General features: G+C 61.3%; 20 protein-coding genes and 1 pseudogene. 9 read left to right on the forward strand and 12 right to left on the reverse strand.

The features are described 5' to 3' along the window. Positions 1-608 precede the first annotated feature (608 nt). Both BLL36_RS19065 and BLL36_RS19070 read right to left on the reverse strand, forming a co-directional pair. The gene (locus BLL36_RS19065; protein WP_076952886.1) at positions 609-2,174 is read right to left on the reverse strand and encodes a methyl-accepting chemotaxis protein; all 1,566 of its coding nucleotides are present in this window, start codon (positions 2,172-2,174) and stop codon (positions 609-611) included. A 108-nt stretch (positions 2,175-2,282) separates the two neighbouring features. Beyond that, the gene (locus BLL36_RS19070) at positions 2,283-3,167 is read right to left on the reverse strand and encodes a DMT family transporter (protein WP_076952887.1); all 885 of its coding nucleotides are present in this window, start codon (positions 3,165-3,167) and stop codon (positions 2,283-2,285) included. 121 nt (positions 3,168-3,288) lie between these two features. Between BLL36_RS19070 and aceK the strand changes: the two genes are divergently transcribed. Then, positions 3,289-5,001: a bifunctional isocitrate dehydrogenase kinase/phosphatase gene (gene aceK, locus BLL36_RS19075; protein ID WP_076952888.1), complete on the forward strand. Its 1,713-nt coding sequence runs from the start codon at positions 3,289-3,291 to the stop codon at positions 4,999-5,001. Positions 5,002-5,109: 108 nt separating this feature from the next. Here aceK and BLL36_RS19080 read toward each other — a convergent pair whose 3' ends face one another. Next, positions 5,110-6,348: a hypothetical protein gene (locus BLL36_RS19080; RefSeq protein WP_076952889.1), complete on the reverse strand. Its 1,239-nt coding sequence runs from the start codon at positions 6,346-6,348 to the stop codon at positions 5,110-5,112. Positions 6,349-6,398: 50 nt separating this feature from the next. After that, complete coding sequence (locus BLL36_RS19085) at positions 6,399-7,115, reverse strand: hypothetical protein (RefSeq protein WP_076952890.1); 717 nt, start codon at positions 7,113-7,115, stop codon at positions 6,399-6,401. A 306-nt stretch (positions 7,116-7,421) separates the two neighbouring features. On the opposite strand from BLL36_RS19085, the gene hrpA reads away from it, so the two are divergent. The 4 genes from hrpA (at position 7,422) to BLL36_RS19105 (ending at position 13,849) form a co-directional block, all read left to right on the forward strand. Continuing rightward, positions 7,422-11,333: an ATP-dependent RNA helicase HrpA gene (gene hrpA, locus BLL36_RS19090; RefSeq protein ID WP_076952891.1), complete on the forward strand. Its 3,912-nt coding sequence runs from the start codon at positions 7,422-7,424 to the stop codon at positions 11,331-11,333. 385 nt (positions 11,334-11,718) lie between these two features. After that, positions 11,719-12,840 (forward strand): beta-ketoacyl-ACP synthase III, encoded by a 1,122-nt coding sequence (locus BLL36_RS19095; protein WP_076952892.1) that lies wholly within the window; start codon positions 11,719-11,721, stop codon positions 12,838-12,840. A 155-nt stretch (positions 12,841-12,995) separates the two neighbouring features. After that, the gene (locus BLL36_RS19100; RefSeq protein ID WP_076952893.1) at positions 12,996-13,610 is read left to right on the forward strand and encodes an RNA polymerase sigma factor; all 615 of its coding nucleotides are present in this window, start codon (positions 12,996-12,998) and stop codon (positions 13,608-13,610) included. Continuing rightward, positions 13,604-13,849, forward strand: a complete 246-nt coding sequence (locus BLL36_RS19105; protein WP_076952894.1) for an anti-sigma factor family protein — start codon at positions 13,604-13,606, stop codon at positions 13,847-13,849. The genes BLL36_RS19100 and BLL36_RS19105 overlap by 7 nt, the downstream gene beginning before the upstream one ends. Positions 13,850-13,956: 107 nt before the next feature. Here the strand turns inward: BLL36_RS19105 and BLL36_RS19110 are convergent, their stop codons facing one another. Next, positions 13,957-15,309, reverse strand: a complete 1,353-nt coding sequence (locus BLL36_RS19110) for a putative porin (RefSeq protein WP_076952895.1) — start codon at positions 15,307-15,309, stop codon at positions 13,957-13,959. A gap of 284 nt (positions 15,310-15,593) precedes the next feature. Between BLL36_RS19110 and BLL36_RS19115 the strand changes: the two genes are divergently transcribed. Next, positions 15,594-16,739, forward strand: coding sequence for a GNAT family N-acetyltransferase (locus tag BLL36_RS19115; protein ID WP_076952896.1), 1,146 nt, complete (start codon positions 15,594-15,596; stop codon positions 16,737-16,739). A gap of 155 nt (positions 16,740-16,894) precedes the next feature. Here the strand turns inward: BLL36_RS19115 and aqpZ are convergent, their stop codons facing one another. From aqpZ to BLL36_RS19140, 5 genes and pseudogenes are all read right to left on the reverse strand, one after another. Then, positions 16,895-17,596 (reverse strand): aquaporin Z, encoded by a 702-nt coding sequence (gene aqpZ / locus BLL36_RS19120; RefSeq protein WP_076952897.1) that lies wholly within the window; start codon positions 17,594-17,596, stop codon positions 16,895-16,897. A 311-nt stretch (positions 17,597-17,907) separates the two neighbouring features. Beyond that, a complete protein-coding gene (locus BLL36_RS19125; protein WP_076952898.1) occupies positions 17,908-19,740 on the reverse strand; it encodes an ABC transporter ATP-binding protein in 1,833 nt (610 codons plus the stop codon). 81 nt (positions 19,741-19,821) lie between these two features. Next, complete coding sequence (locus BLL36_RS19130; protein ID WP_076952899.1) at positions 19,822-20,385, reverse strand: peptidylprolyl isomerase; 564 nt, start codon at positions 20,383-20,385, stop codon at positions 19,822-19,824. Positions 20,386-20,388: 3 nt separating this feature from the next. Then, positions 20,389-20,618: pseudogene (locus tag BLL36_RS19135) on the reverse strand (alpha/beta fold hydrolase); the annotation flags it as partial. 3 nt (positions 20,619-20,621) lie between these two features. Further along, positions 20,622-21,545 carry a LysR family transcriptional regulator gene (locus tag BLL36_RS19140; RefSeq protein ID WP_076952900.1) on the reverse strand — a complete coding sequence of 308 codons (924 nt, stop codon included), beginning with the start codon at positions 21,543-21,545 and terminating at the stop codon, positions 20,622-20,624. Between the two features lie 49 nt (positions 21,546-21,594). Between BLL36_RS19140 and BLL36_RS19145 the strand changes: the two genes are divergently transcribed. The 3 genes from BLL36_RS19145 to BLL36_RS19155 all read left to right on the forward strand — a co-directional run bounded on the left by BLL36_RS19145 (position 21,595) and on the right by BLL36_RS19155 (position 23,732). Next, positions 21,595-21,909 carry a 3-phosphoglycerate kinase gene (locus BLL36_RS19145; RefSeq protein ID WP_076952901.1) on the forward strand — a complete coding sequence of 105 codons (315 nt, stop codon included), beginning with the start codon at positions 21,595-21,597 and terminating at the stop codon, positions 21,907-21,909. Positions 21,910-22,047: 138 nt separating this feature from the next. Beyond that, positions 22,048-22,650, forward strand: a complete 603-nt coding sequence (locus tag BLL36_RS19150; protein ID WP_076952902.1) for an FMN-dependent NADH-azoreductase — start codon at positions 22,048-22,050, stop codon at positions 22,648-22,650. Between the two features lie 212 nt (positions 22,651-22,862). Continuing rightward, positions 22,863-23,732 carry a carboxylate/amino acid/amine transporter gene (locus BLL36_RS19155; protein WP_076952903.1) on the forward strand — a complete coding sequence of 290 codons (870 nt, stop codon included), beginning with the start codon at positions 22,863-22,865 and terminating at the stop codon, positions 23,730-23,732. An 18-nt stretch (positions 23,733-23,750) separates the two neighbouring features. Here BLL36_RS19155 and BLL36_RS19160 read toward each other — a convergent pair whose 3' ends face one another. Then, complete coding sequence (locus BLL36_RS19160; protein WP_076952904.1) at positions 23,751-24,749, reverse strand: NADP-dependent oxidoreductase; 999 nt, start codon at positions 24,747-24,749, stop codon at positions 23,751-23,753. Positions 24,750-24,835: 86 nt separating this feature from the next. Beyond that, a complete protein-coding gene (locus tag BLL36_RS19165; protein ID WP_076952905.1) occupies positions 24,836-25,624 on the reverse strand; it encodes an SDR family NAD(P)-dependent oxidoreductase in 789 nt (262 codons plus the stop codon). Between the last annotated feature and the right edge of the window lie 2 nt (positions 25,625-25,626).

A 25,626-nucleotide genomic window follows, 5' to 3' on the forward strand; every position in this document is an offset into this window, starting at 1 on the left:
TGGAAGCTGTTCTTGCCAATGTCGATGCCTAGAAGCGTTACGCTGTTCATGAGAAAGCCTCCTCAAGAAAAGTGAGAACCCCAGTAGTTTAGACCTGAGGTTCTCGCCGGGCTGACCATCTCATTAGCGCTCTTGCCCCACCACTCGGTGCCTCGCCTAGGCTCGGCATGCCCGTAATCCGACATTGATTTGGGGGGCCGCCGCCACGCGCCATCCATGGCGCGGGGCGGCTAAACCGGCGTCCTGCCGGTTTACCCCCCAAATCAATATCGAATTGCGGCCAGCGTGGTTAACGGGGCGCCTCAGATCAAGATCAAAAACAAAGCGCGGCGGCCTTAGAGCCGACCGGTATTGATGTCGAACTCGGTTCAAAATGTGGGAGCTGTCGAGCCCCAGCGAGGCTGCGAAGGCGGCGGCACTGCTGGCATTTTTTTCGCCTGACACTCCGCTTTCGCAGCCTCGCTAAAGCACGACAGCTCCCACAGTGATCGTTCCCACGCTCTGCGTGGGAATGCAGCCCTGGACGCTCCGCGTCTGCTCTTGAAACCGTGAAGCAGAGCGTCACACGAGGCATTCCCACGCAGAGCGTGGGAACGATCCGTAACGGTCTACCGGTTAAACCGCTCCACCAGCGAATACTGGGTATTGGCGGTATGCGTGAGCTCTTCACTCAACTGCGCCGAGTTCATCGCCTGTTCCGAAGTCTGGTCCGCCAACAGCGCAATGGTGCTGATGTTGCGGCTGATCTCTTCGGCCACCGAGCTTTGCTCTTCGGTTGCCGCCGCGATCTGGGTGGTCATGTCGGTGATGTGTGCCACCGCTTCGCTGATCCCCACCAGCGCCTGGTCTGCTTCCATCACCCGCGCCACGCCTTCTTCGGCCTGGCGATGCCCGGCGTCCATGGTTTGCACGGCAGCGGCAGCCGTCTGCTGCAGCTTGGCGATCAGGGCATGGATCTGCCCGGTCGATTCGGCGGTGCGTTGCGCCAGTTGACGCACTTCGTCAGCGACCACGGCAAAGCCGCGGCCCATCTCGCCGGCACGCGCCGCTTCAATCGCGGCGTTGAGCGCCAGCAGGTTGGTCTGGTCGGCAATGCCTTTGATCACGTCAACCACGCCGCCGATTTCATCGCTGTCCTTGGCCAGTTGAGTCACGGTCACGCCGGTCTCACCCACCGCAACCGACAGGCGCTGGATCGCCTCGCGGGTTTCCCCGGCGATATCGCGGCCGCGGCCCGTCAGGCGGTTGGCCTCCTGGGTCGCATCGGCGGTACGCTGCACATGGCTGGCGACTTCCTGGGTGGTGGCCGCCATCTGGTTGACCGCGGTGGCCACCTGTTCGGTTTCCACGCGCTGGCGTTCCAGGCCGCTGGAGCTGTTATGCGCCAGCGTGTTGGACTGCGCGGCCTGGGCGTTGAGGTGTTCGGCGGTGTCCTGCAGGCGCGTCAGGCAAGTCTTCAGGCGGGCTTCCTGGCTGAGGATCGACATCTCCAGCCGCGCCTGGGCACCACGGCTGTCGGTGTACATCTGCGCGATCAGCGGGTCGGAGGTGGTCTGCTCGGCCAGACGCAACAGGCGCTTGAGGCCGCGCTGTTGCCAGCTCAGGCCCAGCAGGCCGAGCGGCACCGACAGCCCCGCCGCCAGGGCAAAGCCCCATTGCGAAGTCAGCGTGGCGCCGATCATGAAACTCAGCTGGCTGATCAGGATAAACGGCAGCCAGTCCTGCAACACCGGCAGCCACTTGTCCCGCTGGGGGATCGCCGACTTGCCCTGGTTGATGCGCTGGTAGAGCGCTTCGGCGCGGCGGATCTGCTCGGCGGAGGGCTTGATGCGCACCGATTCGTAGCCGACCACCTGGTTGCCTTCGAAGACCGGCGTCACATAGGCGTTAACCCAATAGTGATCACCGGTCTTGCAGCGATTCTTGACAATGCCCATCCATGGCAAGCCTTGTTTGAGCGTGGACCACATATGCGCGAACACCGCGGCCGGAACATCCGGGTGACGCACCAGGTTGTGCGGGGCACGGACCAGTTCGTCGCGGGTGTACCCACTGATCTCGACAAACGCGTCGTTGCAGTAGGTGATCACGCCCTTGGCATCTGTGGTGGAGATCAACCGTTGCTGAGCGGGGAAGGTACGTTCGCGCTGGGTAACGGGCTGGTTATTACGCATGATTGTTCAATCCGCAAGGCTTTCAAGGGTTGTCGGCCGGAACGGGGGTTTATTTAACTTATTTTTGCAACAATCGGCCCGCCAGCATTCACCGGTGTGATGGCGGCCTCAGCGTTTTTTAGGCCGCAACACCAGCCACAGCGCTCCGGCAATCAATACCCCTCCATACACATGCGCCATCGACAACGGCTCATCCAGCAGCAACGCACCCCACAACACCCCAAACGGCGGTATCAGAAAGGTGGTGGTCATCGATCTCACGGGGCCAATCGCGGTGAGCAGTCGGAAGTACAAAACATACGCAAACGCCGTACACACCAACCCCAACCCAAGCAGCGACGTCCACACCTGCCATCCACCCCAACTGGCGGGGGGATGGCTGATGGCGCTGTAAGCAAACAATGGCAGCAGGAACAACGTAGCACCGAGCATGCTGCCCAACGCCGAAAGGCGGCTGTCCAGCCCGCCCCGCTGATCCAGCCAACGCCGCGCGAGAAAGCCGGCAAAGCCATAACAGGTGGTGGCCAGCAGGCAGGCCAATGCGCCCATCAACAATTCCAGGTCAAACGCCACCGGCCCGGCGCGGGTCAGTATGCCCACGCCGAATAAACCCAGACACACCCCCGCGATTTTCGAGGGGGTGAGGCGTTCGCTGAAGAACAGCCCGCCGATCAGTACGCCCATCAGCGGCGTGGTCGCGTTGAAGATCGCCGAGTAGCCGGCCGGCAGCACTTGGGCGGCCACCGAATACATAGTCGCCGGAATTCCGGAGTTGATCACCCCCAACAGCAATACCGTCTTGAACTTGCCCTGGAAATCCCAGCTTACCCGCATCATCGCCAGGATCACCAGCAACCCGGCGGCGGCAATCGACACGCGGAAAAATGCCGTAGGCAGAGCGCCGATCTCCGGCGCGATGATGCGCATGAACAGAAAGCTCGCGCCCCAGATGGCGGCCAGCCCCAACAAGTACAGGGTGTCGACAGGTCTCACGGAACACTCCCAGGTCAGTAAGGCGGCGAGTGTACAGGGCCGCACAAAAAATGACCCTTCTCCTTCCCCCCCTACACTGGCTAAGCTCAGGGCTTCCCGATGCCCGTTCGAGGTTTCCCGCATGTCGCACGCCGCCCTTGCTGTCGCCCGGATGATCCTCGATGGCTTCGACGATTACCGTGAGCACTTCCGCCAGATCACCGATGGCGCTCGCGAGCGTTTCGAAAAGGCCCAGTGGCAACAGGGGCAGGCGGCGTCGGCGGCGCGGATCAACCTCTATGAGGAAAAGGTCGGTGAGGTGACCGCGCGTCTGCGTGAACATTTCGATGATGTCGTACTACTCGATATTGCTGCGTGGCCCTTGGTGAAAAGCGCCTACATCAGCCTGATCGACCAGCGCTTGGACGATGAACTCTCCGAGACCTGGTACAACTCGATCTTCTGCGGCCTGTTCAGTCATGACCTGATCAGCGACGGCTGCATGTTCATCCACACCACCCGGCCCAGCCTGCGTCGGGCACGCGCGGCGCAGACCCGCACCTATACGCCCGCCGGGAACCTCTCGCAGATGCTGGCGCAGATCTTTGCCGATTACAGCTTCGACGAACCCTACGCCGACCTGCCAGCCGACCTGCACCGCCTCGAAGCCCAGCTGCGGGAAAACCTGCCGGACTGGGTGTGCAAGGACCCGGACCTCAAGGTCGAGTTGTTTTCCTCGGTGCTCTACCGCAATAAAGGGGCCTACCTGGTAGGGCGCCTCTACACCCGTGACGAACAATGGCCGCTGGCGATCCCGCTGCTGCACCGCGAGGGGCAGGGCATCCAGATCGACGCGCTGATCACGGACGAAGCCGACGTGTCGATCATCTTTTCATTCACCCGGTCCTACTTCATGGTGGATGTGCCGGTGCCGGCGGAATTCATCGGCTTTCTCAAGCGCATCCTGCCTGGCAAGCACATCGCCGAGTTGTACACCTCGATTGGTTTCTACAAGCATGGCAAGTCGGAGTTCTATCGTGCGCTGATCAACCACCTGGCCAGTACTGATGATCAATTCATCATGGCGCCCGGTGTGCGCGGCATGGTCATGAGCGTGTTTACCCTGCCGGGCTTCAATACCGTGTTCAAGATCATCAAGGACCGGTTTTCACCCTCCAAGAACGTTAACCGTGCCACGGTGATCGAGAAGTATCGCCTGGTCAAAAGCGTCGACCGGGTCGGGCGCATGGCCGATACCCAGGAGTTCGCCGATTTCCGTTTTCCCTTGAGCAAGTTCGAACCCGAGTGCCTGGCCGAGCTGCTGGACGTCGCCGCCGGCACCGTTGAAGTCGAAGGCGACACGGTGCTGATCCGTCACTGCTGGACCGAGCGGCGCATGACCCCGCTCAACCTCTACCTCGAGAACGCCAACCCGGCCCAGGTGCGTGAAGCTCTGGAGGATTACGGCCTGGCGATCAAACAACTGGCGGCGGCGAATATCTTCCCCGGCGACATGCTGCTGAAAAACTTCGGCGTCACCCGCCACGGCCGGGTGGTGTTCTACGACTACGATGAAATCTGCTACCTCACCGAAGCCAACTTCCGCCACATCCCGGCACCGCGTACCCCCGAAGACGAAATGGCCTCCGAGCCCTGGTACTCGATCGGCCCGCTGGACGTATTCCCCGAAGAGTTCCCGCCGTTCCTGTTCGCCGATGCCGGCCAGCGTAAGCTGTTCGATGAACTGCACGGCGAGCTGTACAACGCGGATTACTGGAAAGGGCTGCAAGAGGCCATTCGCGCGGGGAAAGTAATTGACGTGTTTCCGTATCGGCGCAAGGACCCTCCCCATTAAGAGAGGCCGGAACTCGAAAGAAGCGACATGGCTCAGTGACTGACTGCAAGGCGCAGTCAGCCAAAGTGGGTGCCTGTTATCCGAGAGCCCTAGGCACCTTCCTTCGCCTTATGGATGCGAAGCGGTCATGCGATGAACAGCCAGGTTGTTTCTCTGGTCGGTGTAGATAGTGCGCAAATCGGTATTCAGCTCGGCGACCAGCGCCCGTTGTTTATTACTGTCTTTAAGTTGGCCGATAGCCGCCTGCTTGACGTGCGCGCTGTTAGCGGAATGAATCAGTGCCTTGAACTGCGCGCGATCCTCGGCATTGCCGGCCTGTTCCGTTCGGGGCACTGCGTCCAGTTGTACAAAACCCTTCTCGATAACCTCCAATTCCAGTTTGATTCGGCGGTTGTTCGGCGGGGTCAGCACCAGGACAGGATTCATGCCCTCGATCGAGCTGCCATCAAGCTTTCCGCTGTGCCAGGCAGCGCGCAAATTCACCAGGGCGTCCCGCGCGGCATCGACCGCCTGGGGCGAGAGTTTTTCCTCAAGGCCATTGCGCTGTGCGGCTTCGACAGTGCGTTCCAGTCGATGGAGTGCCAGTTCCACCGGCGCCAGCTGCTTGTGCCGCTCGAGATTCTGCTCCAGGCGTTTACGCTCCGGGACCAGGCCAAGGGTGGATTTGAATTGGCTGCTGCCTTTCAAACGACCCGTTGCCCAGGCATTGCGACACTCGGTCATGGCGTTGCGTTGCCTGAGAAAGGCGTCTTCCACGGCGTGAGCGATGGGTTGCGGCTGTTGCTTGATGTGGCTATCCAACAGGGCAATCTCTTTCTCAAGGACGTTGATATGTTTCACCGCCTGTTCCAGGCCCTGTCCACTCAGTTGGTTGCTCAGGGGGGCGGGCTGCAGGACGACAAGGCTTATCGGGTCCAACTCGCTGGGCGGTGGCGGAGTGGCCGCGGTCCACGCTGCGCGCCGCTCCAGCAGGGCATTGCGTTGCTCCACACGAGCCGTCAGTTGTTCGTAGCGTTGCTGGAGGGCTTGCAGGCTTGTCCGGTCGTCCGGTTGCACGGCGAAGTGTCTGCGGCTTTCCTGGTCAAAGGTTTCAAGCGCGTCGTCAATCCGTGAAAGGTGCATCCAGGCTTGAAGTTGATGGCCTTTTTCCTGCGGCGCAGTGTCTGGCATTCGATTGATAGGGCGAGATAAGGTCTGTTCAAGGCGTCGGCAGCTATCGAGCATGTGCCGGTGCCCTTGCTCCACCAGACTGTTAACCACCGTTTCATGGATCACGTGGGTCTGCTGGACCAGTCGGCCCACGGTGGCACCGGGTTGGTAGGCGGGCAGTGGTTTGGATCCGAACATAATGGCTTCTCCGGTGCGATGGGAATGCTGCGGCGTGGGCTTGAGTGGCGTCAGATTTGCGCTTCTTTCAAGTGTTTAGCCAAGACGTAGACCTGTGCCAGAATCGAATCTGCGTTCAGCGGGTCAGGCTGGTAAATGCCTCGGTATTCGGTTTTTGCCACATTCCATAGCTCGTCTATCGCTGCTTTTAGATCGTTCTCCTTCAATGCTCGCGGAACAGGAACACACTGGCCGGCCAATTGAGTGCCTAGCTGCGATGACCCGGCAAAAGCGCCATTGGCCCAGGAAGACCTGAGCCGTTCTATCTTGCGGCAGAGCGCCACGACGGTCGCCACGTCGATCGAGGTTCCCGCCTCTTGACCACGCTCCATCAGTAGCGTGCCCAGTTGTTCGCCCTTGTCGAGCAGGTGGTCGAGGCGGTCCACGTGCTTCATGGCCTGGGCCAACGCGGTGCCTGACAAATGAGGGGAAAAGCTCGGTGCATCCTCTGCGACTTGCTCGTCGTTTGCGTCATGTTCGGGCAGCGGGCTGGTGCTGTCCATGGCTTGCCAGTAGGTGGGCGGGAGCGATTCAGGTCGTTGTGATTCGAGCTGCCTCACCGAGTCCGGGTGTGTGTCTTCAGCGTACATTTGCAGCGCGTCGAAGTAGGTCTGGGCAGCACGAGCGCGCTGCTCCAGAGCAGGGTCATGCTCTTGCGTGTAAGCGGGGGCCGTGTGCAAGGTCCATGTGGTTGGGAGAAAGGGCGAATCAACAGTGGGCGTGGGCATGAGCTTTTTCCTTGGCGAGCAGCGTTGGTCGAAATGCGGGTGTCGTCGCATGCCGCAGTAGAGCGCGCTGGATCGAGGCCAAGCCATATGGAGAGTTCTGATAGCCCCGTGTGAAAAGTCGAACATAGGTGTGGGCTGGGATGCCCCCATCGTGCTCAAAATAGCCTGCTGCAATCGTATGAAACGGCCGTGTTGCGGTGATGAAAGGGCTTGCCTCGTTTACAAGGGCAGAAATCTGCGACAATTGCCGCCTACCATCACGTCACCGCAGGCTCGCCTGCCCTATTAAAGACCTTTGCGTACCTGATGACCGACCAAGCGCCCACCATCGACCAACTGCTCAAAACCCTCGATCACGCCATGCTCGCCGACCGCCAGCGCTTGCGCCGGCAGTTGCTCGAGCTGCGCAAGAAGCCCGACGAGGGCAAGTTGGCGCAGTGGGTGGCGCGCATGCAGGCATCGTGCGCGCAGGTCACGGCGCGGCGGGCCAGCCTGCCGGTGATCCGTTACGACGACAGCCTGCCGATCGCAGCCAAGCGCGATGAGATCAAAGCGGCGCTGAACAAGCATCAGGTGCTGATCATTGCCGGCGAAACTGGCTCGGGTAAAACCACTCAGTTGCCGAAGATCTGCCTGGAAATCGGCCGTGGCCAGTTCGGTCTGATCGGCCACACCCAACCGCGCCGGATCGCTGCGCGCAGCGTCGCCAGCCGGGTTGCAGAAGAACTGGCCACGCCGCTGGGCGCGCTGGTCGGCTATCAAGTGCGCTTCGAAGACCAGAGCGATTCCAACACGCTGATCAAGCTGATGACCGACGGCATCCTGCTGGCGGAAACCCAAAATGATCGCTACCTGGAACGCTACGACACGATCATCGTCGACGAAGCCCACGAACGCAGCCTGAACATCGACTTCCTGCTGGGCTACCTGAAAACCCTGCTGCCGCGCCGTCCGGACCTCAAAGTCATCATCACCTCGGCCACCATCGACCTGGAGCGCTTTTCCAAGCACTTCGACGATGCGCCGATCGTCGAGGTCTCGGGGCGCACCTTCCCGGTGGACACCTGGTACCGCCCGCTGACCCTGGAGCAGGACGAGGAGGGCAACCGCGTCGAGGATGACTTGACGGTCGACCAGGCGATCCTCGCCACCCTGGATGAAATCGCCGCCTATGAGCGCAGCGAGCGGCGCAGCCCTGGCGATGTGCTGGTGTTTTTGCCGGGCGAGCGCGAGATTCGCGACGCCGCTGAGATGCTGCGCAAGGCCCAGCTCAAGCACACCGAAATCCTGCCGCTGTATGCACGCCTGTCGCCGGCCGAGCAGCAGCGCATCTTCCAGTCCCACCCGGGCCGGCGTGTGGTGCTGGCGACCAACGTCGCGGAAACCTCGCTGACCGTGCCGGGCATTCGCTACGTGATCGACAGCGGCACCGCGCGCATCAGCCGCTACAGCTACCGCGCCAAGGTGCAGCGGCTGCCGATCGAGGCGATTTCCCAGGCCAGCGCCAACCAGCGTAAAGGCCGTTGCGGCCGGGTCGAGCCGGGTATCTGCATCCGCTTGTACAGCGAAGAAGACTTTATCGGCCGCCCGGAATTTACCGACCCGGAGATCCTGCGCACCAACCTCGCCGCCGTGATCCTGCAGATGCTGCACCTGCGCCTCGGCGAGATCACCGATTTCCCGTTTATCGAACCGCCGGATGGCAAGGCCATCAGCGACGGTTTCAATCTGTTGCAAGAACTCTCGGCGGTGGACCGCAACAGTCAGCTCACCCCGCTGGGCCGTCAGCTGGCGCGCCTGCCGGTCGACCCGCGCATGGGCCGCATGCTGCTGGAAGCCGCCAAGCTTGGCAGTTTGCAGGAAGTGCTGATCGTCGCCAGCGCCATGTCGATCCAGGACCCGCGCGAACGTCCGCCGGAGCGTCAGCAGGCAGCCGACCAGGCCCACGCACAGTGGAAAGACGCGGACTCGGATTTCGCCGGGCTGGTCAACCTATGGCGCGGCTTTGAAGAACAGCGCCAGGCACTCACTGCCAGCCCGCTGCGCAACTGGTGCCGCAAGAATTTCCTCAATTACTTGCGTTTGCGCGAGTGGCGCGATTCCCATCGCCAGTTGAGCCTGATCTGCCGCGATATGCAGTTGACGATCAACAAGGAGCCTGCGGACTTCCCGAAATTGCACAAGGCGGTGTTGTCCGGCTTGCTCAGCCAGATCGGCCAGAAGACCGAGGACGGCGACTACCTGGGCGCGCGCCAGCGCCGCTTCTGGATTCACCCCTCGTCGGGCATCGGCAAGAAACGCCCGCAATGGCTGATGACCGCCGAACTTGTGGAAACCACCAAGCTGTATGCGCGCATGGTGGCCAAGATCGACGCCGACTGGATCGAGCCTTTGGCCGGGCACCTGATCAAGAAGAACCACTTCGAGCCGCACTGGGAGAAGAAGCGCGGGCAAGTCGTGGCGTTTGAGCAAATCACCCTGTTCGGCCTGATCGTGGTCGGGCGCCGGCCGGTGCATTACGGGCCGATTGATCCGGTGGTGTCGCGCGAGCTGTTTATCCGCGAAGGCCTGGTGCGTGGCGAGATCCAGTCCCGCGCCAAGTGCCTCACGGCCAACCAGCAACTGCTGGAACAGCTCGACGAGTTGGAAGCCAAGGCGCGCCGCCGCGACATCCTGGCGGACGAAGAAACCTTGTATGCCTTCTACGATGCGCGCCTGCCTGCGGAAATTCACCAGACCGCCACCTTCGACAGCTGGTACAAGGTCAACAGCCAGAAAGACCCGCAACTGCTGATCATGCGCGAAGAAGACGTGCTGGCCCGCGAGGCCAGTGAAGTCACCGCCGCGCATTACCCGGACACCCTGCACCTGGGCGACCTGGAGCTGGCCTTGAGTTACCACTTCGAACCCAACCACCCGCGCGACGGCGTGACCCTGCGCGTGCCGGCGCCGCTGCTGCCGGCCTTGCCGCCGGAGCGTCTGGAATGGCTGGTACCGGGGGTGATCGAAGCCAAGTGCATTGCCCTGGTGCGCAACCTGCCCAAGGCCCTGCGCAAGAACTTCGTGCCGGTGCCGGACTTCGTCAAGGCGGCGCTGCAACGTATCGAATTCGGCCAGGGTTCGCTGCCCCAGGCGCTGGGCCGAGAACTGCTGCGCATGACCGGCGCGCGGGTCAGCGATGAAGCCTGGGCCGAGGCCGCGCAGCAGGTGGAAAACCACTTGAAGATGAATCTGGAAGTGGTCGACGGCCAGGGCAAGTTCCTTGGCGAAGGCCGTGACCTGGCCGAGCTGACGGCACGCTTTGCCCAAGCCAGCCAGGCCGCGTTGGCCGTGCCGCAAACCGCGAAGAGCCAACAGCCGGTGCAAGCCAAGGTATTTGCGCCGGTGGCGGAAAAGACCCAGCAGAAAATCGCCGGGCTGTCGATGACGGTGTACCCGGCGCTGGTGGAAGAAAACGGCACGGTCAAGGAAGGGCGTTTCTCGACGGCGGCGGAAGCGGAGTTCCAGCACCGTCGCGCGTTGCAGCGCTTGCTCATGCAGCAATTGGCGGAACCCGCGAAATTTCTGCGCGGCAAATTGCCGGGGCTGACGGAACTGGGCCTGATGTACCGCGAATTGGGCCGCATCGATGCATTGGTCGAAGATATCCTGTTGGCCAGCCTCGACACCTGCGTGCTCGAAGGCGAAGCCAGCCTGCCGCGCGACGGTGCCGGCCTGGCGGCGCTGGCCGAGCGTAAACGTGGCGGATGGACTGAACAGGCCGAACGCCTGGCGCGCCTGACCCTGGAGGTGCTGAAACTGTGGCACGGCCTGCAAAAACGCTTCAAGGGCAAGATCGACCTCGCCCAGGCCGTGGCCCTGAACGACATCAAGCAGCAACTGGGCAACCTGGTGTACCCAGGGTTCGTGCGCGAAACCCCGGCGCAGTGGTTCAAGGAATTGCCGCGTTACCTCAAGGCCATTGAACTGCGCCTGGAGAAACTGCCCAGCCAGGTGCAAAAGGACCGGGTATGGAGCAGCGAACTCAGCGGTCTTTGGACGCAGTACGAAACCCGCCTGAAAAAACACACCCAGGAAGGCAAGCGCGATCCCCAGCTGGAGCTTTACCGCTGGTGGCTGGAAGAATATCGCGTGTCGCTGTTTGGCCAGCAATTGGGCACCAAAGTGCCGATCTCCGACAAGCGCCTGAGCAAGCAGTGGAGTCAGGTAGAGCCCTGAGACCTGCCTGTCCCCCTGTAGTGAGCGGGCTCGCCCCGCGCTGGGTGGCGAAGCCGCCCCAATCCAGAACAACGCATTCTTCCAGACAGAACTCAGGCGCCTGGTTTTGGGGCGGCTTCGCCACCCAGCGCGGGGCAAGCCCGCTCACTACAATGATTGTGCATCTCCCGGCTTCTACAAATAGGGTGTTTATGGGGATATCGCGCCAAATCCCAGGCTTTGTGGCAAACTTCGTCGCTATAAATGCCTTGATCGTCGTGAAGGGCTGCGACGTGATGGAATAAAGCGAAGCCGGTTTGGTGCCCGCGGTGCGGAATCGGACTACATAAAGTTTGGTACGACGGTACCAATATCTTCTGCCTGACAGATTTCTAGAGGAACGACCGTGCATAACGTCGTCATCAGCGGCACTGGCCTGTACACCCCGGCCAACAGCATCTCCAACGAAGAGCTGGTGCAGTCTTTCAATGCTTACGTGCAACAGTTCAACAGCGACAACGCCGCCGCCATCGAGCGCGGTGAGGTGCAGGCGCTGACCGAATCCAGTGCAGCCTTCATCGAGAAAGCCTCGGGCATCAAGAGCCGCTTCGTGATGGACAAGGACGGCATTCTCGACCCCCGGCGCATGGCCCCACGCCTGCCCGAGCGCAGCAACGACGAATGGTCGGTGCTTTGCCAGATGGCCGTCGGCGCCGCCGAGCAAGCGCTGCAACGCGCCGGCAAGACCGCCGCCGATATCGACGGCGTGATCGTCGCCTGTTCCAACCTGCAGCGCGCCTACCCGGCCATCGCCATTGAAGTCCAGGAAGCCCTGGGCATCGAGGGTTTCGGTTTTGACATGAACGTGGCCTGTTCCTCGGCGACCTTCGGCATCCAGAACGCCGCCAACAGCATCCAGCTGGGCCAGGCGCGGGCGATCCTGATGGTCAACCCCGAGGTCTGCACCGGGCACCTGAACTTCCGCGATCGCGACAGCCATTTCATCTTTGGCGACGCGGCCACTGCGGTGATCCTGGAGCGCGCCGACCTGGCGACCTCCGAGCATCAGTTCGACGTGGTGAGCACCAAGCTGCTGACCAAGTTCTCCAACAACATCCGTAACAACTTTGGCTTCCTTAACCGCGCGGCGGAAGAAGGCATCGGCGCGCCCGACAAGCTGTTCGTGCAGGAAGGCCGCAAGGTGTTCCGTGACGTCTGCCCGATGGTTGCCGAATTGATCGGCGTGCATTTGCAGGAAAACCAGCTGGACGTGACCGATGTAAAGCGCTTCTGGCTGCACCAGGCCAACCTGAGCATGAACCACCTGATCGTAAAGAAATTGCTGGGCCGCGAAGCCACCGTGGAAGAAGCCCCGGTGATCCTCGATACCTACGCCAATACCAGCTCGGCGGGTTCAGTGATTGCGTTTCACACCTACCAGGACGATTTGCCCAAGGGTAGCGTGGCGGTGCTCAGCTCGTTTGGCGCGGGCTATTCGATTGGCAGCGTGATCCTGCGTAAGCGCTGATCCCACGGCAAAATGCGGTCAATGTGGGAGCTGGCTTGTCGGGTCGCCGCATCGCTGCGATAGCGTCTACTCGGTGCACCTGAATGACCGAGGTGTCTGCATCGCAGGCAAGCCAGCTCCCACAGCGATAGAGTTGCAGAGATTCGAGGTAGACAATGGCAGCAGCGGACGACGCGCACCTGCTTGAACGGCTGCTCAAGGGTGAGCAACGGGCCTACAAGGAATTGGTCACCCAATACCAGAGCGCCATGCGTGCCGTGGCCTATGCCATTGTCGGCCAGCGCCACGCCGATGAAGTCGTGCAGGATGCGTGGCTTTCGGTGGTGCGCAACCTGGCCAGGTTCGAAGGGCGTTCCAGCCTCAAGACCTGGCTGTTGACCATCACCGCCAACGCCGCCAAGGGGCGCTACAAGCAGAATCGTCGCGAAGTGTTGCTCGACGACTTGCCCTCACCGCACGGCACTATTGGTGACGATCGCTTCGCACCCGACGATGGCCATTGGGCTGTCGCCCCTTACGCCTGGCACCAGGACACCCCGGAAGCCTTGCTGACCGAGGATGAACTGCGCAAGTGCCTGGAGCATACGTTGCTGAGTTTGTCGCAGTTACAGAGCAGCGTGCTGGTGCTGCGTGAACGCCAGGACCTGGAGCTGGAAGAGATTTGTAATCTGCTCACGCTCTCGCTGTCCAATGTGCGGGTGTTATTGCATCGAGCGCGGCTTAAAGTCTTCGCCACGGTGGAGCATTTTGAGGAAACGGGCGAATGTTGACCTGCAAAGAACAAGTGGCACTCTCCAGTGACTATCTCGATGGGCAATTGACCTTTCGCGAGCGTCTGCTGGTGCGTCATCACTTGGTGTTCTGCCCGAACTGCCGACGGTTTATCCGCCAGATGCGCCTGATGCAGGCGACGCTGAAGATCATGCCGGATGAACCGGTAGAGGGGGTGGATGCCTTGGCGCAACGGTTGGCTGAAGAACGGCTCAAGCACCGCAAAGGCGGGGAATAGGCAGGCTCGCGCAGGTGGAACGGACGGATGATGGGGACCGATCCACCCACGCAAGACTGTTGCAGCCACCCCGGGCCGTCCTGGCCCGAGGCGTTCAACACTGAAGGTTAGAACTTGGCTTCTGCATCCAGCTGAAGGGTATTGGCGTTGGCATCGCGATAGCCGGTGGCGCTGGCGTAGTCTGCCTTGGTCAGGAAGTAGGTGGCGCCGATGGCGAAGTTCTTGTCGATGTCGTAACCGACCTTGAACTTGTGACCACGTGCACCGGTGAAGCCGCCGGCGAAGTCCGAATCCGTGAAGGCGCCGACCACTGCGTAGCGCTGTACGTCGCGGTAGTTGTAGTCCAGGTTCAAGCCGAACACCTTGGATTTGGCGCCGAGCAACCAGGCGGTGTCCTTGTCTTTGTCCGTGGCTTTGGTGTTCTGCACGTACTGGCCGTAGAACGACAACGGTACCGCCAGGCCGCCGATATCGACTTGGCTGAAGCCTTCGTACAGGCGGTATTCGCTGGCATTGCCGGCGGTGGTATTGGCGACGGTTTCGCTTGGGGTCAGGCAGCCTGGCGTGGTGCCGGTGGCGGTCGGGCAACGGCTGTCTTCGTCGTTCTGGAACGCGTAGACGCTGCCGCCCAAGGTCAGTTTCAGGTTGTCGGTCAGTGAGAAGCGCGAGCCCAACTGGCCAGCCGTCATGCGCAGGTCGTTGCGAAACTGCACGCCGTCGCCGTTGACATTGTCCTTGAGGCTGTAGTTACCCAGGCTGCCGAACAGCTCGGCGCTGCTGCCCAGCGGGTATTTATAGGTCAGGGCCAGACCTTCCGGGTTGATATCGCTGTCCCAGATCACGTCGGCCATGCTGACCCAAGGCTGCAACATCTTGCCGCCGATCACGTGCAGGTTCTTGATTTGGGTCGGGTGGTAGTCGATGTAGCCCAGGTCCAGCCAGATCGACTTCTTGTTGAAGTAGCCGTCCAAGTCCTGGTTGGTGGAACGAGCATCGTCGCTGCTGCCGGTGGCGACGCGGATGCCGGTATCGACTTGCGAGTTGATTTCGGTAAACGCGCCCAGACGGGCACGAATACGTTCACGGTCCTTGTCTTTGCCGCCATTGTTGGGGGTGCCGTCGATCTTGATGGTCTCATGACGAAAGCGCACATCACCCTTGAGCTGGGTCTTGGCGGCCCAGGCCAGCTTCTGGTCGAAGCTGCTCAGCTCGTTGGTTTTCTTCGCGGTGGCCGCGATCTGTTCGTTGGTCTCTTGTTGAGCTTGCCGTGCGATCTGCTGTTCTTTCTGGTCCTTGGCCAACTCGCTTTGCAGTTCAGTGTACTGCGCCGCGGTGATCTGGCCGTTGGCCTTGAGCATGTCGAGCAATTTAGCGTCGACTGCGGCGCTGGCCGGAACGCTCAGGGCCAGTAACAGGCCGCCGCACAGGACCGCCGCAGTTTTAGTGGAAGCAAGACGCATATCAATCTCCGAAAGTGAGGAGGGATGGCAAACCATCCAGGACACAACCGACCGATGACGGACGGAAAAAATAACCACCTGCTAGAACCAGGCGCTCTAAAAACAGGCGTCAGTATCGCGACGGTTTATGACGCAGCGGTGGCTAAGTGATGTCATCTACATGACAATTTGGCTTGGCTGGAACTATCGAACCAGAGCCTTGTCGCGCGAAACGGGGGTGTGCGAAGTCCGGCGATCAGCGATACTCGCGAAGCTTTCACGCCCCTGAACCAGTGAGGATGCCAATGCCGTTGCAACGCCTGGATAGCCTGTCCGAGATCACCCCGCAAGCCTGGGATGCGCTGCTGCCGCAGGGCCAGCCGTTCGTGCGGCATGCCTTCCTGAGCGCGCTGGAAGACAGCGCCAGCCTGGGGCCGCAGTCGGGCTGGCAGCCGGAGCATTTGTTGCACTGGGAAGGCGATCGGCTGCTTGCGGCGCTGCCCGGTTATCGCAAGTGGCATTCCTACGGGGAGTACGTGTTCGATCACGGCTGGGCCGATGCCTGTGAGCGGGCCGGCATCGATTATTACCCCAAGTTGCTGACGGCCGTGCCGTTCAGCCCGGTCACCGGGCCGCGCTTGTTGGCAGCCACTGCTGACGACGGTTTCGAACTGCTGAAAAGCTTGCCGGGCTACCTGGAAATAGAAGGGCTTTCCAGTGCCCATATCAACTTCACCGATGGCTTGGCCGATGATGCACTGGCGCAACAACCGGGCTGGTTGCAGCGCCTCGGCTGTCAGTTTCACTGGCAGAACCGTGGCTATCGCGACTTCCAGGATTTCCTCGATGCCTTGAGCTCACGCAAGCGCAAACAGATGCGCAAGGAACGCGAACAGGTCGCTGGGCAGGGCATCGAGTTCGAATGGTTGCAAGGCCATGAACTGAGCGAAGCGCAGTGGGATTTTGTCTACGCCTGCTACGCCAACACCTATGCAGTGCGCCGCCAGGCGCCCTACCTGACCCGCGCCTTTTTCAGCCTGCTGGCCGAGCGCATGCCCGAAGCGATTCGCGTGGTGCTGGCCAAGCAAGGTACCCGCCCGGTGGCCATGGCGTTCAGCCTGATCGGCGGCGACAGTTTCTATGGCCGCTATTGGGGCTGCCTGGCGGAATTCGACCGCCTGCATTTCGAAACCTGCTTCTACCAGGGCATGGACTACGCCATCGCCCACGGCGTGCAACGCTTCGACGCGGGGGCCCAGGGCGAGCACAAGTTGATACGCGGTTTTGAGCCGGTGATTACGCGCTCCTGGCACTACCTGCGCCATCCGGGGTTGAAGAACGCCGTGGAGGATTTCCTCGAGCGCGAGCGGGTGGGGATTTTGGCGTACGCGGAAGAGGCGAGGGCAGCGCTGCCGTATCGGCAGTCAAATACAGGTTTCGATAACCGGTAAGTGATTGTAGTGAGCAGGCTTGTCCCGCGCTGGGCGGCGAAGCCGCCCCAAACCAGGCGACCCGGTTCTATCTGGAGGCGGCGGTGTGTTTATTGGGGCCGCTTCGCCGCCCAGCGCGGGGCAAGCCCGCTCACTACAAAGGACAACATGTTGCTTCAGCTCGACCCCTCCTTGCCCAGCCATCGATAGCCGAACCCGCCGATTACCGCGCCGAGGAGTGGCGCGAGCCAGAACATCCACAATTGCTGGATCGCCCACCCGCCGACGATCAGTGCCGGGCCGGTACTGCGGGCCGGGTTGACCGAGGTGTTGGTCACGGGAATGGAGATCAGGTGGATGAGGGTCAGCGCCAGGCCGATGGCGATGGGCGCGAGGCCCGGCGGGGCACGGCGGTCGGTGGCGCCGAGGATGATCACTACAAACATCGCGGTCATCACCAGTTCACTGACAAACCCCGCCGCCATCGAATAACCGCCGGGCGAATGCAGCCCATAACCGTTGGACGCCAGGCCCGAGGCCAGTTCGAACCCAGGTTTGTCGCTGGCAATGAAATACAACAGCGCAGCGGCGAATGTGCCGCCGATGACCTGCGCCACGACATAGGCCGGTAACTCCCTGGCCGGAAACCTTCCGCCCACGACCAGCCCCACCGACACCGCCGGGTTGAGGTGACAACCGCTGATATGCCCGATAGCGAAGGCCATGGTCAGCACCGTGAGCCCGAACGCCAGGGACACACCCAACAACCCTATTCCGACTGCGGGAAACGCTGCGGCCAATACCGCACTCCCGCACCCGCCCAACACCAGCCAAAACGTTCCTAACCCCTCTGTGACTGAACGCTTGAACAAAGACATGCCACACGTCCTTGATAGATCGCTCTACCGAATCAGTAAATCAGTGATGCTCCCTGCAGATTTACTTCAGCGCCCGTCTGGGCACTGCACTGAATTACAGCAGGCTTTTGGTACAAATCCAGGGGCACCAGAGATGCCAGGGGTCTTTGGCGCGGGGGGCTTGATGCAAATTATGCTGATTGAAGCGGTCAAGTGTGAGAGCGGGCTTGCTCGCGAATGCGGAGTGTCAATCACCCGATATATCGACTGATACCCAGCATTCGCGAGCAAGCCCGCTCCCACATTTGGAATGTGTGCACTCCCGGAATTTGTCAGTCGATGCCGACGAAGCCCCCGGTCTGATGCTGCCACAATCGCGCATACAACCCGCCATGGGCCAGCAACTCGGCATGGCTGCCGCTCTCGGCAATCCGGCCTTTCTCCAGCACCACCAGGCGGTCCATGCGCGCGATGGTCGACAGCCGGTGCGCAATTGCGATCACCGTCTTGCCCTGCATCAGGGTCTCCAGGCTTTCCTGGATCGCCGCTTCCACTTCCGAGTCCAGCGCCGAAGTGGCTTCGTCCATGATCAGAATCGGCGCGTCCTTGAGCAGCACACGGGCGATGGCGATACGTTGGCGCTGGCCCCCGGAGAGTTTCACCCCGCGCTCGCCCACATGTGCGTCCAGCCCGGTGCGGCCTTCGGCGTCCGACAGCAGCGGGATGAATTCATCGGCGCGAGCCTTGTGCACGGCGGCCATGAGTTGCTCGTCCGTGGCGTCGGGCTTGCCGTACAGCAGGTTGTCGCGGATCGAACGGTGCAGCAGCGACGTATCCTGGGTGATCATGCCGATCTGCTCGCGCAGGCTTTCCTGGGCGACTTCGGCGATGTTCTGGCCGTCGATCAGGATGCGTCCGCCCTGCAGGTCATAGAGGCGCAGCAGCAAATTGACCAAGGTCGACTTGCCCGCACCGGACGGGCCGATCAGGCCGATCTTTTCCCCAGCCTTGATCTCGAGGTTCAGGCCGCCAATGATCCCGCTCTGCTTGCCGTAGTGGAAATCCACCTGCTCGAAGCGCACGAGGCCATGGGGCACCGTCAGGCGCGGGGCGTTGGCGCGGTCGACCACCGCCAGCGGCTGCGCGATGGTCTTGAGGCCATCCTGCACGATGCCGATGTTCTCGAAAATACCGTTGACCACCCACATGATCCAGCCGGACATGTTGACGATGCGAATCACCAGGCCGGTGGCGAGGGCAATGGCGCCTACGGAGATCAGCGACTGCGTCCACAGCCACAGGGCCAGGCCGGTGGTGGTGACGATCAGCAGGCCGTTCAGGATGGTGATGACCGCATCCATGCTGGTGAGCACGCGCGCGGCCAATTGGGTTTTTTCGGTTTGCTCGACAATCGCTTCCTTGGCGTATTCCTGCTCACTCTGGGTATGGGCAAACAGCTTCAAGGTGGTGATGTTGGTGTAGCCGTCGACGATGCGCCCCATGAGTTTGGAGCGCGCTTCGGAGGAGATCACCGAACGCTCCTTGACCCGTGGCACGAAGTAACGCAAGGCCAGGCAGTAGCAGACGATCCAGGTGATCAACGGAATCATCAGCCGCCAGTCGGCCTCGGCAAACAACACCAGCGAGGTGATGGCATAGATCGACACGTGCCAGATGGCCTCAGCCGTTGCCACCGCGGAATCACGCAACGAGTTGCCGGTTTGCATGATGCGTTGGGCGATGCGCCCGGCGAAGTCATTCTGGAAGAAATTCAGGCTCTGCTTGAGCACATAGCTGTGGTTCTGCCAGCGGATCAGGCTGGTCATGCCGGGGTTGATGGTCTGGTGCACCAGCAAGTCATGCAGGCCGTTGAAAATCGGGCGCAGCAGCAGGGCGACCACGGCCATCCAGATCAGCTCGGTGCTGTGCACCTGGAAGAAATTCGCGGGCGGCGTGCCCTGGGCCAGGTCGATGATGCGGCTCAGGTAGCTGAACAGTGCGACCTCGATCAGCGCACCGACCAGGCCCACCACCAGCAGCGCGGCAAAACACGGCCACACCTGGCGCAGGTAGTAGAGGTAGAAGGGCAGGACTTTATCGGGCGGTGCTTCGCTTGGGGCGTCGCGGAAAATATCGATCAGGTGTTCAAAACGGCGATAGAACATCAGGTTTGACGCCCGACTGGCGGGCTCTCCTTTCAAATGCGCGCGCAGCCTTGTGGGCCGCGCGCGAGACTACCTGTTACCTCAGTCGATGCGCTTGGCCGACTTGATGTACACAGGATCGATTGGCACGTTCTGCATGCCTTGCTTGGTGGTGGTCTGCGAGTTGACGATCACATCCACCACATCCATGCCCTTGACCACTTTGGCGAATACCGCGTAACCGGCATCGCGGCCCGGGTCGAGGAAGGCATTGTCAGCCACGTTGATAAAGAACTGGCTGGTGGCCGAGTTCGGGTCGTTGGTGCGCGCCATGGACAAGGTGCCGCGCACGTTATGCAGGCCGTTGCTGGCTTCGTTCTTGATCGGTGCTTCGGTCGGCTTCTGCGACATCTGCTGGGTGAACCCGCCACCCTGGACCATGAAGCCTGGAATCACGCGGTGGAAAATCGTGTTGGTGTAGAAACCCTTGTCGACATAGGCCAGGAAATTCTTGGTACTGATCGGCGCCTTGACCGGGTCCAGTTCGATTTCGATGTCGCCATTGGTGGTGGAGATCAATACATGAGGCGCCTTGGCGGGCTCGGCGGCCATCAGGTTGGCGGCGAACAGTACGGAACCGGCAAAGAAGGCGATTTTTTTCAGCATGGGTCAGTGATCCTGGGTAGTGGTGTCGACGGTCTTTAGCATGTCGAGCAGGGTAGCGTTAAAGACCTCGGGTTGGTCCAAGGGCGTGGCGGGAATTTTGATCACCACCAGTCGCGCATCGGGCAGCAGTTTTACACAGTTTTCCTTGTGCGCCACGGGGGGTAGTCGTGGTCGGCGCCGATGACCAGGGTTGGACAGGTCATCCGCCAAAGTCGTTCCTGCACGCCCCACCCGTTTCAGGCTTGCCGGGGCGCGGCGAAAGGCGCATCCAGCGGGGCGGTGTCAAAGGTGCGCAGCAGCTCCACGAGGATCTGCGTCGCCGGCCCCAAGGGTTTGTCCTTGTTCGAATACAGGTAGAACGTGGGGTGACGGCTGCCGCCCTGTTCCAAGGGTAGCTGCTTGAGTACGCCTTCGGCGAGTTCGCGTTCGATCATGTGCCGGGGCAACCAGGCAAAGCCCAGGCCGCTGCCCACGAAGGAGGCGGCGGTGGCCAGGCTGCCGACGGTCCAGCGCTGTTCGGCGCCGAGCCAACCCACATCACGCGGTTGCTGGCGGCCGGAGTCGCGGATCACCACTTGCATCTGGCTTTCCAGGTCCTGGAAGCTCAGCTCGCGATTCATGCGGTGCAGGGCGTGTTCGGGATGGGCCACGGCGACGAATTCCACATCGCTCATTTCAGTGCCCAGGTAGCCGGGGATGCTGAAGCCGCAGATCGCCAGGTCCGCCACGCCTTCGATCAACAACTCTTCGACGCCGGACAGCACCTCTTCACGCAGGCGCACCCGGCAGCCGCGGCTCTGCGGCATGAAGGCGGTCAGGGCGCGTACCAGGCGCGCATTGGGGTAGGCGGCGTCCACCACCAGGCGTACTTCGGCTTCCCAGCCCTGTTCCATGTGATGGGCGAGGTCTTCCAGTTGGCTGGCGTTTTTCACCAGTTGCCGGGAACGGCGCAACAGCACTTCACCGGCGTCGGTGAGCACGGCCTTGCGCCCGTCGATGCGCAGCAGCGGTACGCCGAGCTGGTCCTGCATGCGGGCCACGGTATAGCTCACCGAGGACTGCGAACGGTGCAACGCTTCGGCCGCCTGGGCGAAGCCGCCATGGTCGACCACGGCTTGCAGCGTGCGCCATTGATCGAGGGTAACGCGGGGCGCTTTCAAGATGGGTTCCTCTTGTCCTAAGCTGACGGTCCTTATTGGAGACTGCCGAATGAGAAAATTCTGTTGTGTGTTGCTGGCGCTGCTGCCGATGAGCGCGTTTGCCTACCCCATCGACGTGACGAAAAAGATCGACGGCGTGAGCATCGATTACACCGCCTCCGATGTGGATGGCGATATCAGCTCGATCCAGCTCAATAACTACGGCACCCGGGACGCCGTCTGCTCGGTAATCTTCACCAACGGCCCGGAGGCACCGCGCCGCAGGACGGTCACGGTGTCGGCGGGTAAAAGCACCAACACCACCGCCAAGTTCAACCGCGCCATTATCAAGATGCGTATCGCCCTGGCCTGCGCGCCGAAATAAGCCGATGGCGGAACACGCGGGTATATAAACAAATTTATAGATGGGTTATAGCAGTTTTTTGCGCTTTTTAATCGAATTGGCTCTGTTTAATCTTCACTCCATCGACTTACAGCAATTTCCGATGGAGCCTACAAAGCCATGTCCAATGTTCTGATCATCGAAAGCAGCGCCCGCCAGCAGGATTCAATCTCGCGCCAGCTGACCCGGCAGTTCATCAGTCAGTGGCAGGCCGCCCACCCGGCGGACCGGATCACCGTGCGTGACGTCGCGCTCAACCCGGTCCCGCACTTGGACGCAAACCTGCTCGGCGGCTGGATGAAGCCGGCGGAGCAACGCAACGAGCGTGAACAGGCATCCCTGGACCGCTCCGACGAATTGACCAACGAACTGCTGGCGGCCGACGTGCTGGTGATGGCTGCACCGATGTACAACTTCGCCATCCCCAGTACGCTCAAGGCCTGGCTGGATCATGTGTTGCGGGCCGGTGTGACCTTCAAATACACCGCCACCGGCCCTCAGGGTCTGCTGATCGGCAAGCGCGCCATTGTGCTCACCGCTCGCGGCGGCATCCATACCGGCGCCAGCTCCGATCACCAGGAACCTTACTTGCGCCAGGTCATGGCTTTTATCGGCATTCACGATGTCACCTTCATTCACGCCGAAGGGGTGAACCTGAGCGCAGATTTCCAGGAAAAAGGCATCAACCACGCCAAGGCCTTGCTGGTTCAACTCGTCGCCTGAGCCGGCGGGTCGTTTAATGGTCACATAATCGCGGGGTGTTTTTATCGCTCCACGCAAACCCTTCACGTACGCGTATCGAACCTCCCTTTGCACTTTCTGCTCCTGAGTGCTCCTGCCCGACTGCCGCTTCAGCGAGGTCGGGTTTTTTTTGCCCCGAGTTTCTTCAACCGGCGAAAACCTTTAATGTCGCGCCCATACGAAACGAGGCGAACATGGGCTATTTACTGGTTGTCACCCTGATACAGGCATTTTCCTTCAGCTTGATCGGCGAATACCTCGCCGGTCACGTCGACAGCTATTTCGCGGTGCTGGTGCGCGTCGTGCTGGCCGGGCTGGTGTTCATCCCGCTGACCCGCTGGCGCTCGGTGGAGCCGGCCTTCATGCGCGGCATGCTGGTGATCGGCGCGTTGCAGTTCGGCGTGACGTATGTGTGCCTCTACTTGAGCTTTCGCGTGCTCACGGTGCCGGAGGTGCTGCTGTTCACCATCCTCACGCCGCTGCATGTGACCCTGATCGAAGATGCCCTCAACCGGCGCTTCAACCCCTGGGCATTGATCGCCGCGCTGGTCGCGGTAGCGGGCGCGGCGGTGATTCGTTTCGACCAGATCACCCCGCACTTCCTGATGGGATTTCTACTACTGCAACTGGCCAACTTCACCTACGCCGCCGGGCAGGTGATGTACAAACATCTGGTGGCGCGTTACCCGAGCGATTTGCCGCACTATCGACGTTTCGGCTATTTCTACCTGGGCGCCTTGCTGGTGGTACTGCCGGCGTTCCTGTTGTTCGGCAAGTCCGACTTCCTGCCCGAAGCACCGCTGCAATGGGGCGTGCTGGTGTTCCTCGGGTTGGTCAGCACTGCGCTGGGTTTGTACTGGTGGAACAAGGGCGCCTGCCTGGTCAATGGCGGCACCCTGGCGGTGATGAACAACTTGCATGTGCCGGTGGGCCTGCTGCTGAACCTGCTGATCTGGAACCAGCACGAACCGCTGGGGCGCCTGGCGTTGGGTGGGTTGGTGATTCTGGGCGCGGTGTGGATCAGCCGCCTGGGCCTGCGCGCGGCGCCAGTGCGTTCACACTGATCGCACTGGTGGTCGTGCTTACCTCAGCGTAATCACCACCTTGCCCTTGGATCGGCCTTGTTCAACGTAGCTCAGGGCCTCGGCGGTTGCCTCGAAAGGGAAGGTCCGGTCGAGCACCGGCCGGATAATCCCCGACTCCACAAGCGCAGTGATCTTCTCCAATTGCGCACCACTGGCGCGCATGAACACGAACCCATAGTCGACGCCCCGTTTGCGCGCCTTGGCGCGGACCCGGCGGCTTAACATCCGCATCACCAGGCCCAGGACCCAGGACAGCTTTTGCTCTTGGGCGAATGCGGGTGTCGGCGGTCCCGAGATCGAGATGAGCCTGCCGCCTGGTTTCAAAATGGCAAGGGACTTGTGCAAGGCATCGGCGCCGAGGCTGTTCAGCACGACGTCGTAGCCCTGCAACACACGCTCGAAATCCTGCTGTTTGTAGTCGATCACCAGGTCGGCGCCCAGCGCCTTGACCCATTCCACATTGTCTGTGCTGGTGGTGGTCGCAACGAACGCACCCAGGTGCTTGGCGAGCTGGATGGCAACGCTGCCGACGCCGCCGGAACCGGCATGGATAAAGACTTTCTGGCCTTTTTTCAATTGGGCGGTTTGCACCAGCACCTGCCAGGCTGTCAGAGCGACCAAGGGCAGGGCGGCCGCTTGTTCCATGCCGATAGAGGCGGGTTTCAACGCGAGGGCATCTTCGTGCACCGCGATCAACTCGGCGAAGCTGCCGATGCGCTGCTCGGGCGGGCGTCCATAGACAGCGTCGCCCGGCTTGAAGCGCCGTACAGCGGGCCCCACACGCTCCACGACGCCGGCCAGGTCATTACCGAGGACCAGTGGGAATGAATACGGCAGGATCAGTTTGAATTCGCCCTTGCGAATCTTCAAATCCAGGACGTTGACGCTTGCCGCATGCACTTGGACCAGCACATCGTGGGGCCCCACTTCAGGCGCGGGCACCTCGCCGATGCGTCCCTTGTCCTTGCCGTAACGTTCGATAAAAAAGGCTTTCATGATGATGGGCTCTTAGGGTTCTGAGTGCGCCTGAAGGCGACGCTGTTACCGTGACAAACCTGTAACAGCGTCGAGGGCTGCGTTGATCAGGCGTTGGCGTGATAACGCTCGGCAACCTCGGACTGCCGGATCTGCGCCAGCAAGCCCTGGCGCGCCGCCTGCAAGGCATCCCAACGGGCGGCGTCATGCAGCGGGGGAATGGTCACCGGCTCACGGCGATCAAACCCGAGCAGTGCGGCATCGACCAGGTCGTCGACTTCCATGATTTCACTGAGGGTGTTGACGTCGATACCCGCCCGGTCCCAGATCTCCGTGCGTGTGGCTGCCGGGAGAACGGCTTGCACATACACGCCTTTGGGCGAGAGCTCCAGGCTCATGCCTTGGGAAAGAAACAGCACGAACGCCTTGGTTGCGCCGTACACGGTCATCCCGAATTCCGGAGCCAGGCCGACGACCGAGCCGATGTTGATGATCGCACCCTTGCCTGCCTGTGCCAGGCGCGGCGCGATGGCGCTGGCCAGCCGCACCAATGCCGTGGTGTTCAAGGCGACGAGGTTTGCCACACTGTCGGTGGACTGTTCGATGAAGCTGCCCGACTGCGCGGCGCCGGCATTGTTGACCAACAGGGTGATGCGTGCGTCATCGCGCAGGCGAGCTTCAACGGTCTTCAAGTCGTCGATTCGGGTCAGGTCAGCTTGCAGGACATCCACAGCGACCTTGTATTTTTCGCGCAATGTTGCGGCGAGGGCGTCCAGGCGAGTCTTGTCGCGCGCTACCAGTACAAGGTCGTGCCCGCGTTGTGCGAAACGCTCGGCATAGGTGGCGCCGATGCCAGTGGAGGCGCCGGTGATCAGAACGGTATCGGTGGTGTTCATGG

It is taken from the genome of Pseudomonas cedrina subsp. cedrina, assembly GCF_001983175.1.
In the GTDB taxonomy this organism is placed as follows: domain Bacteria; phylum Pseudomonadota; class Gammaproteobacteria; order Pseudomonadales; family Pseudomonadaceae; genus Aquipseudomonas; species Aquipseudomonas cedrina.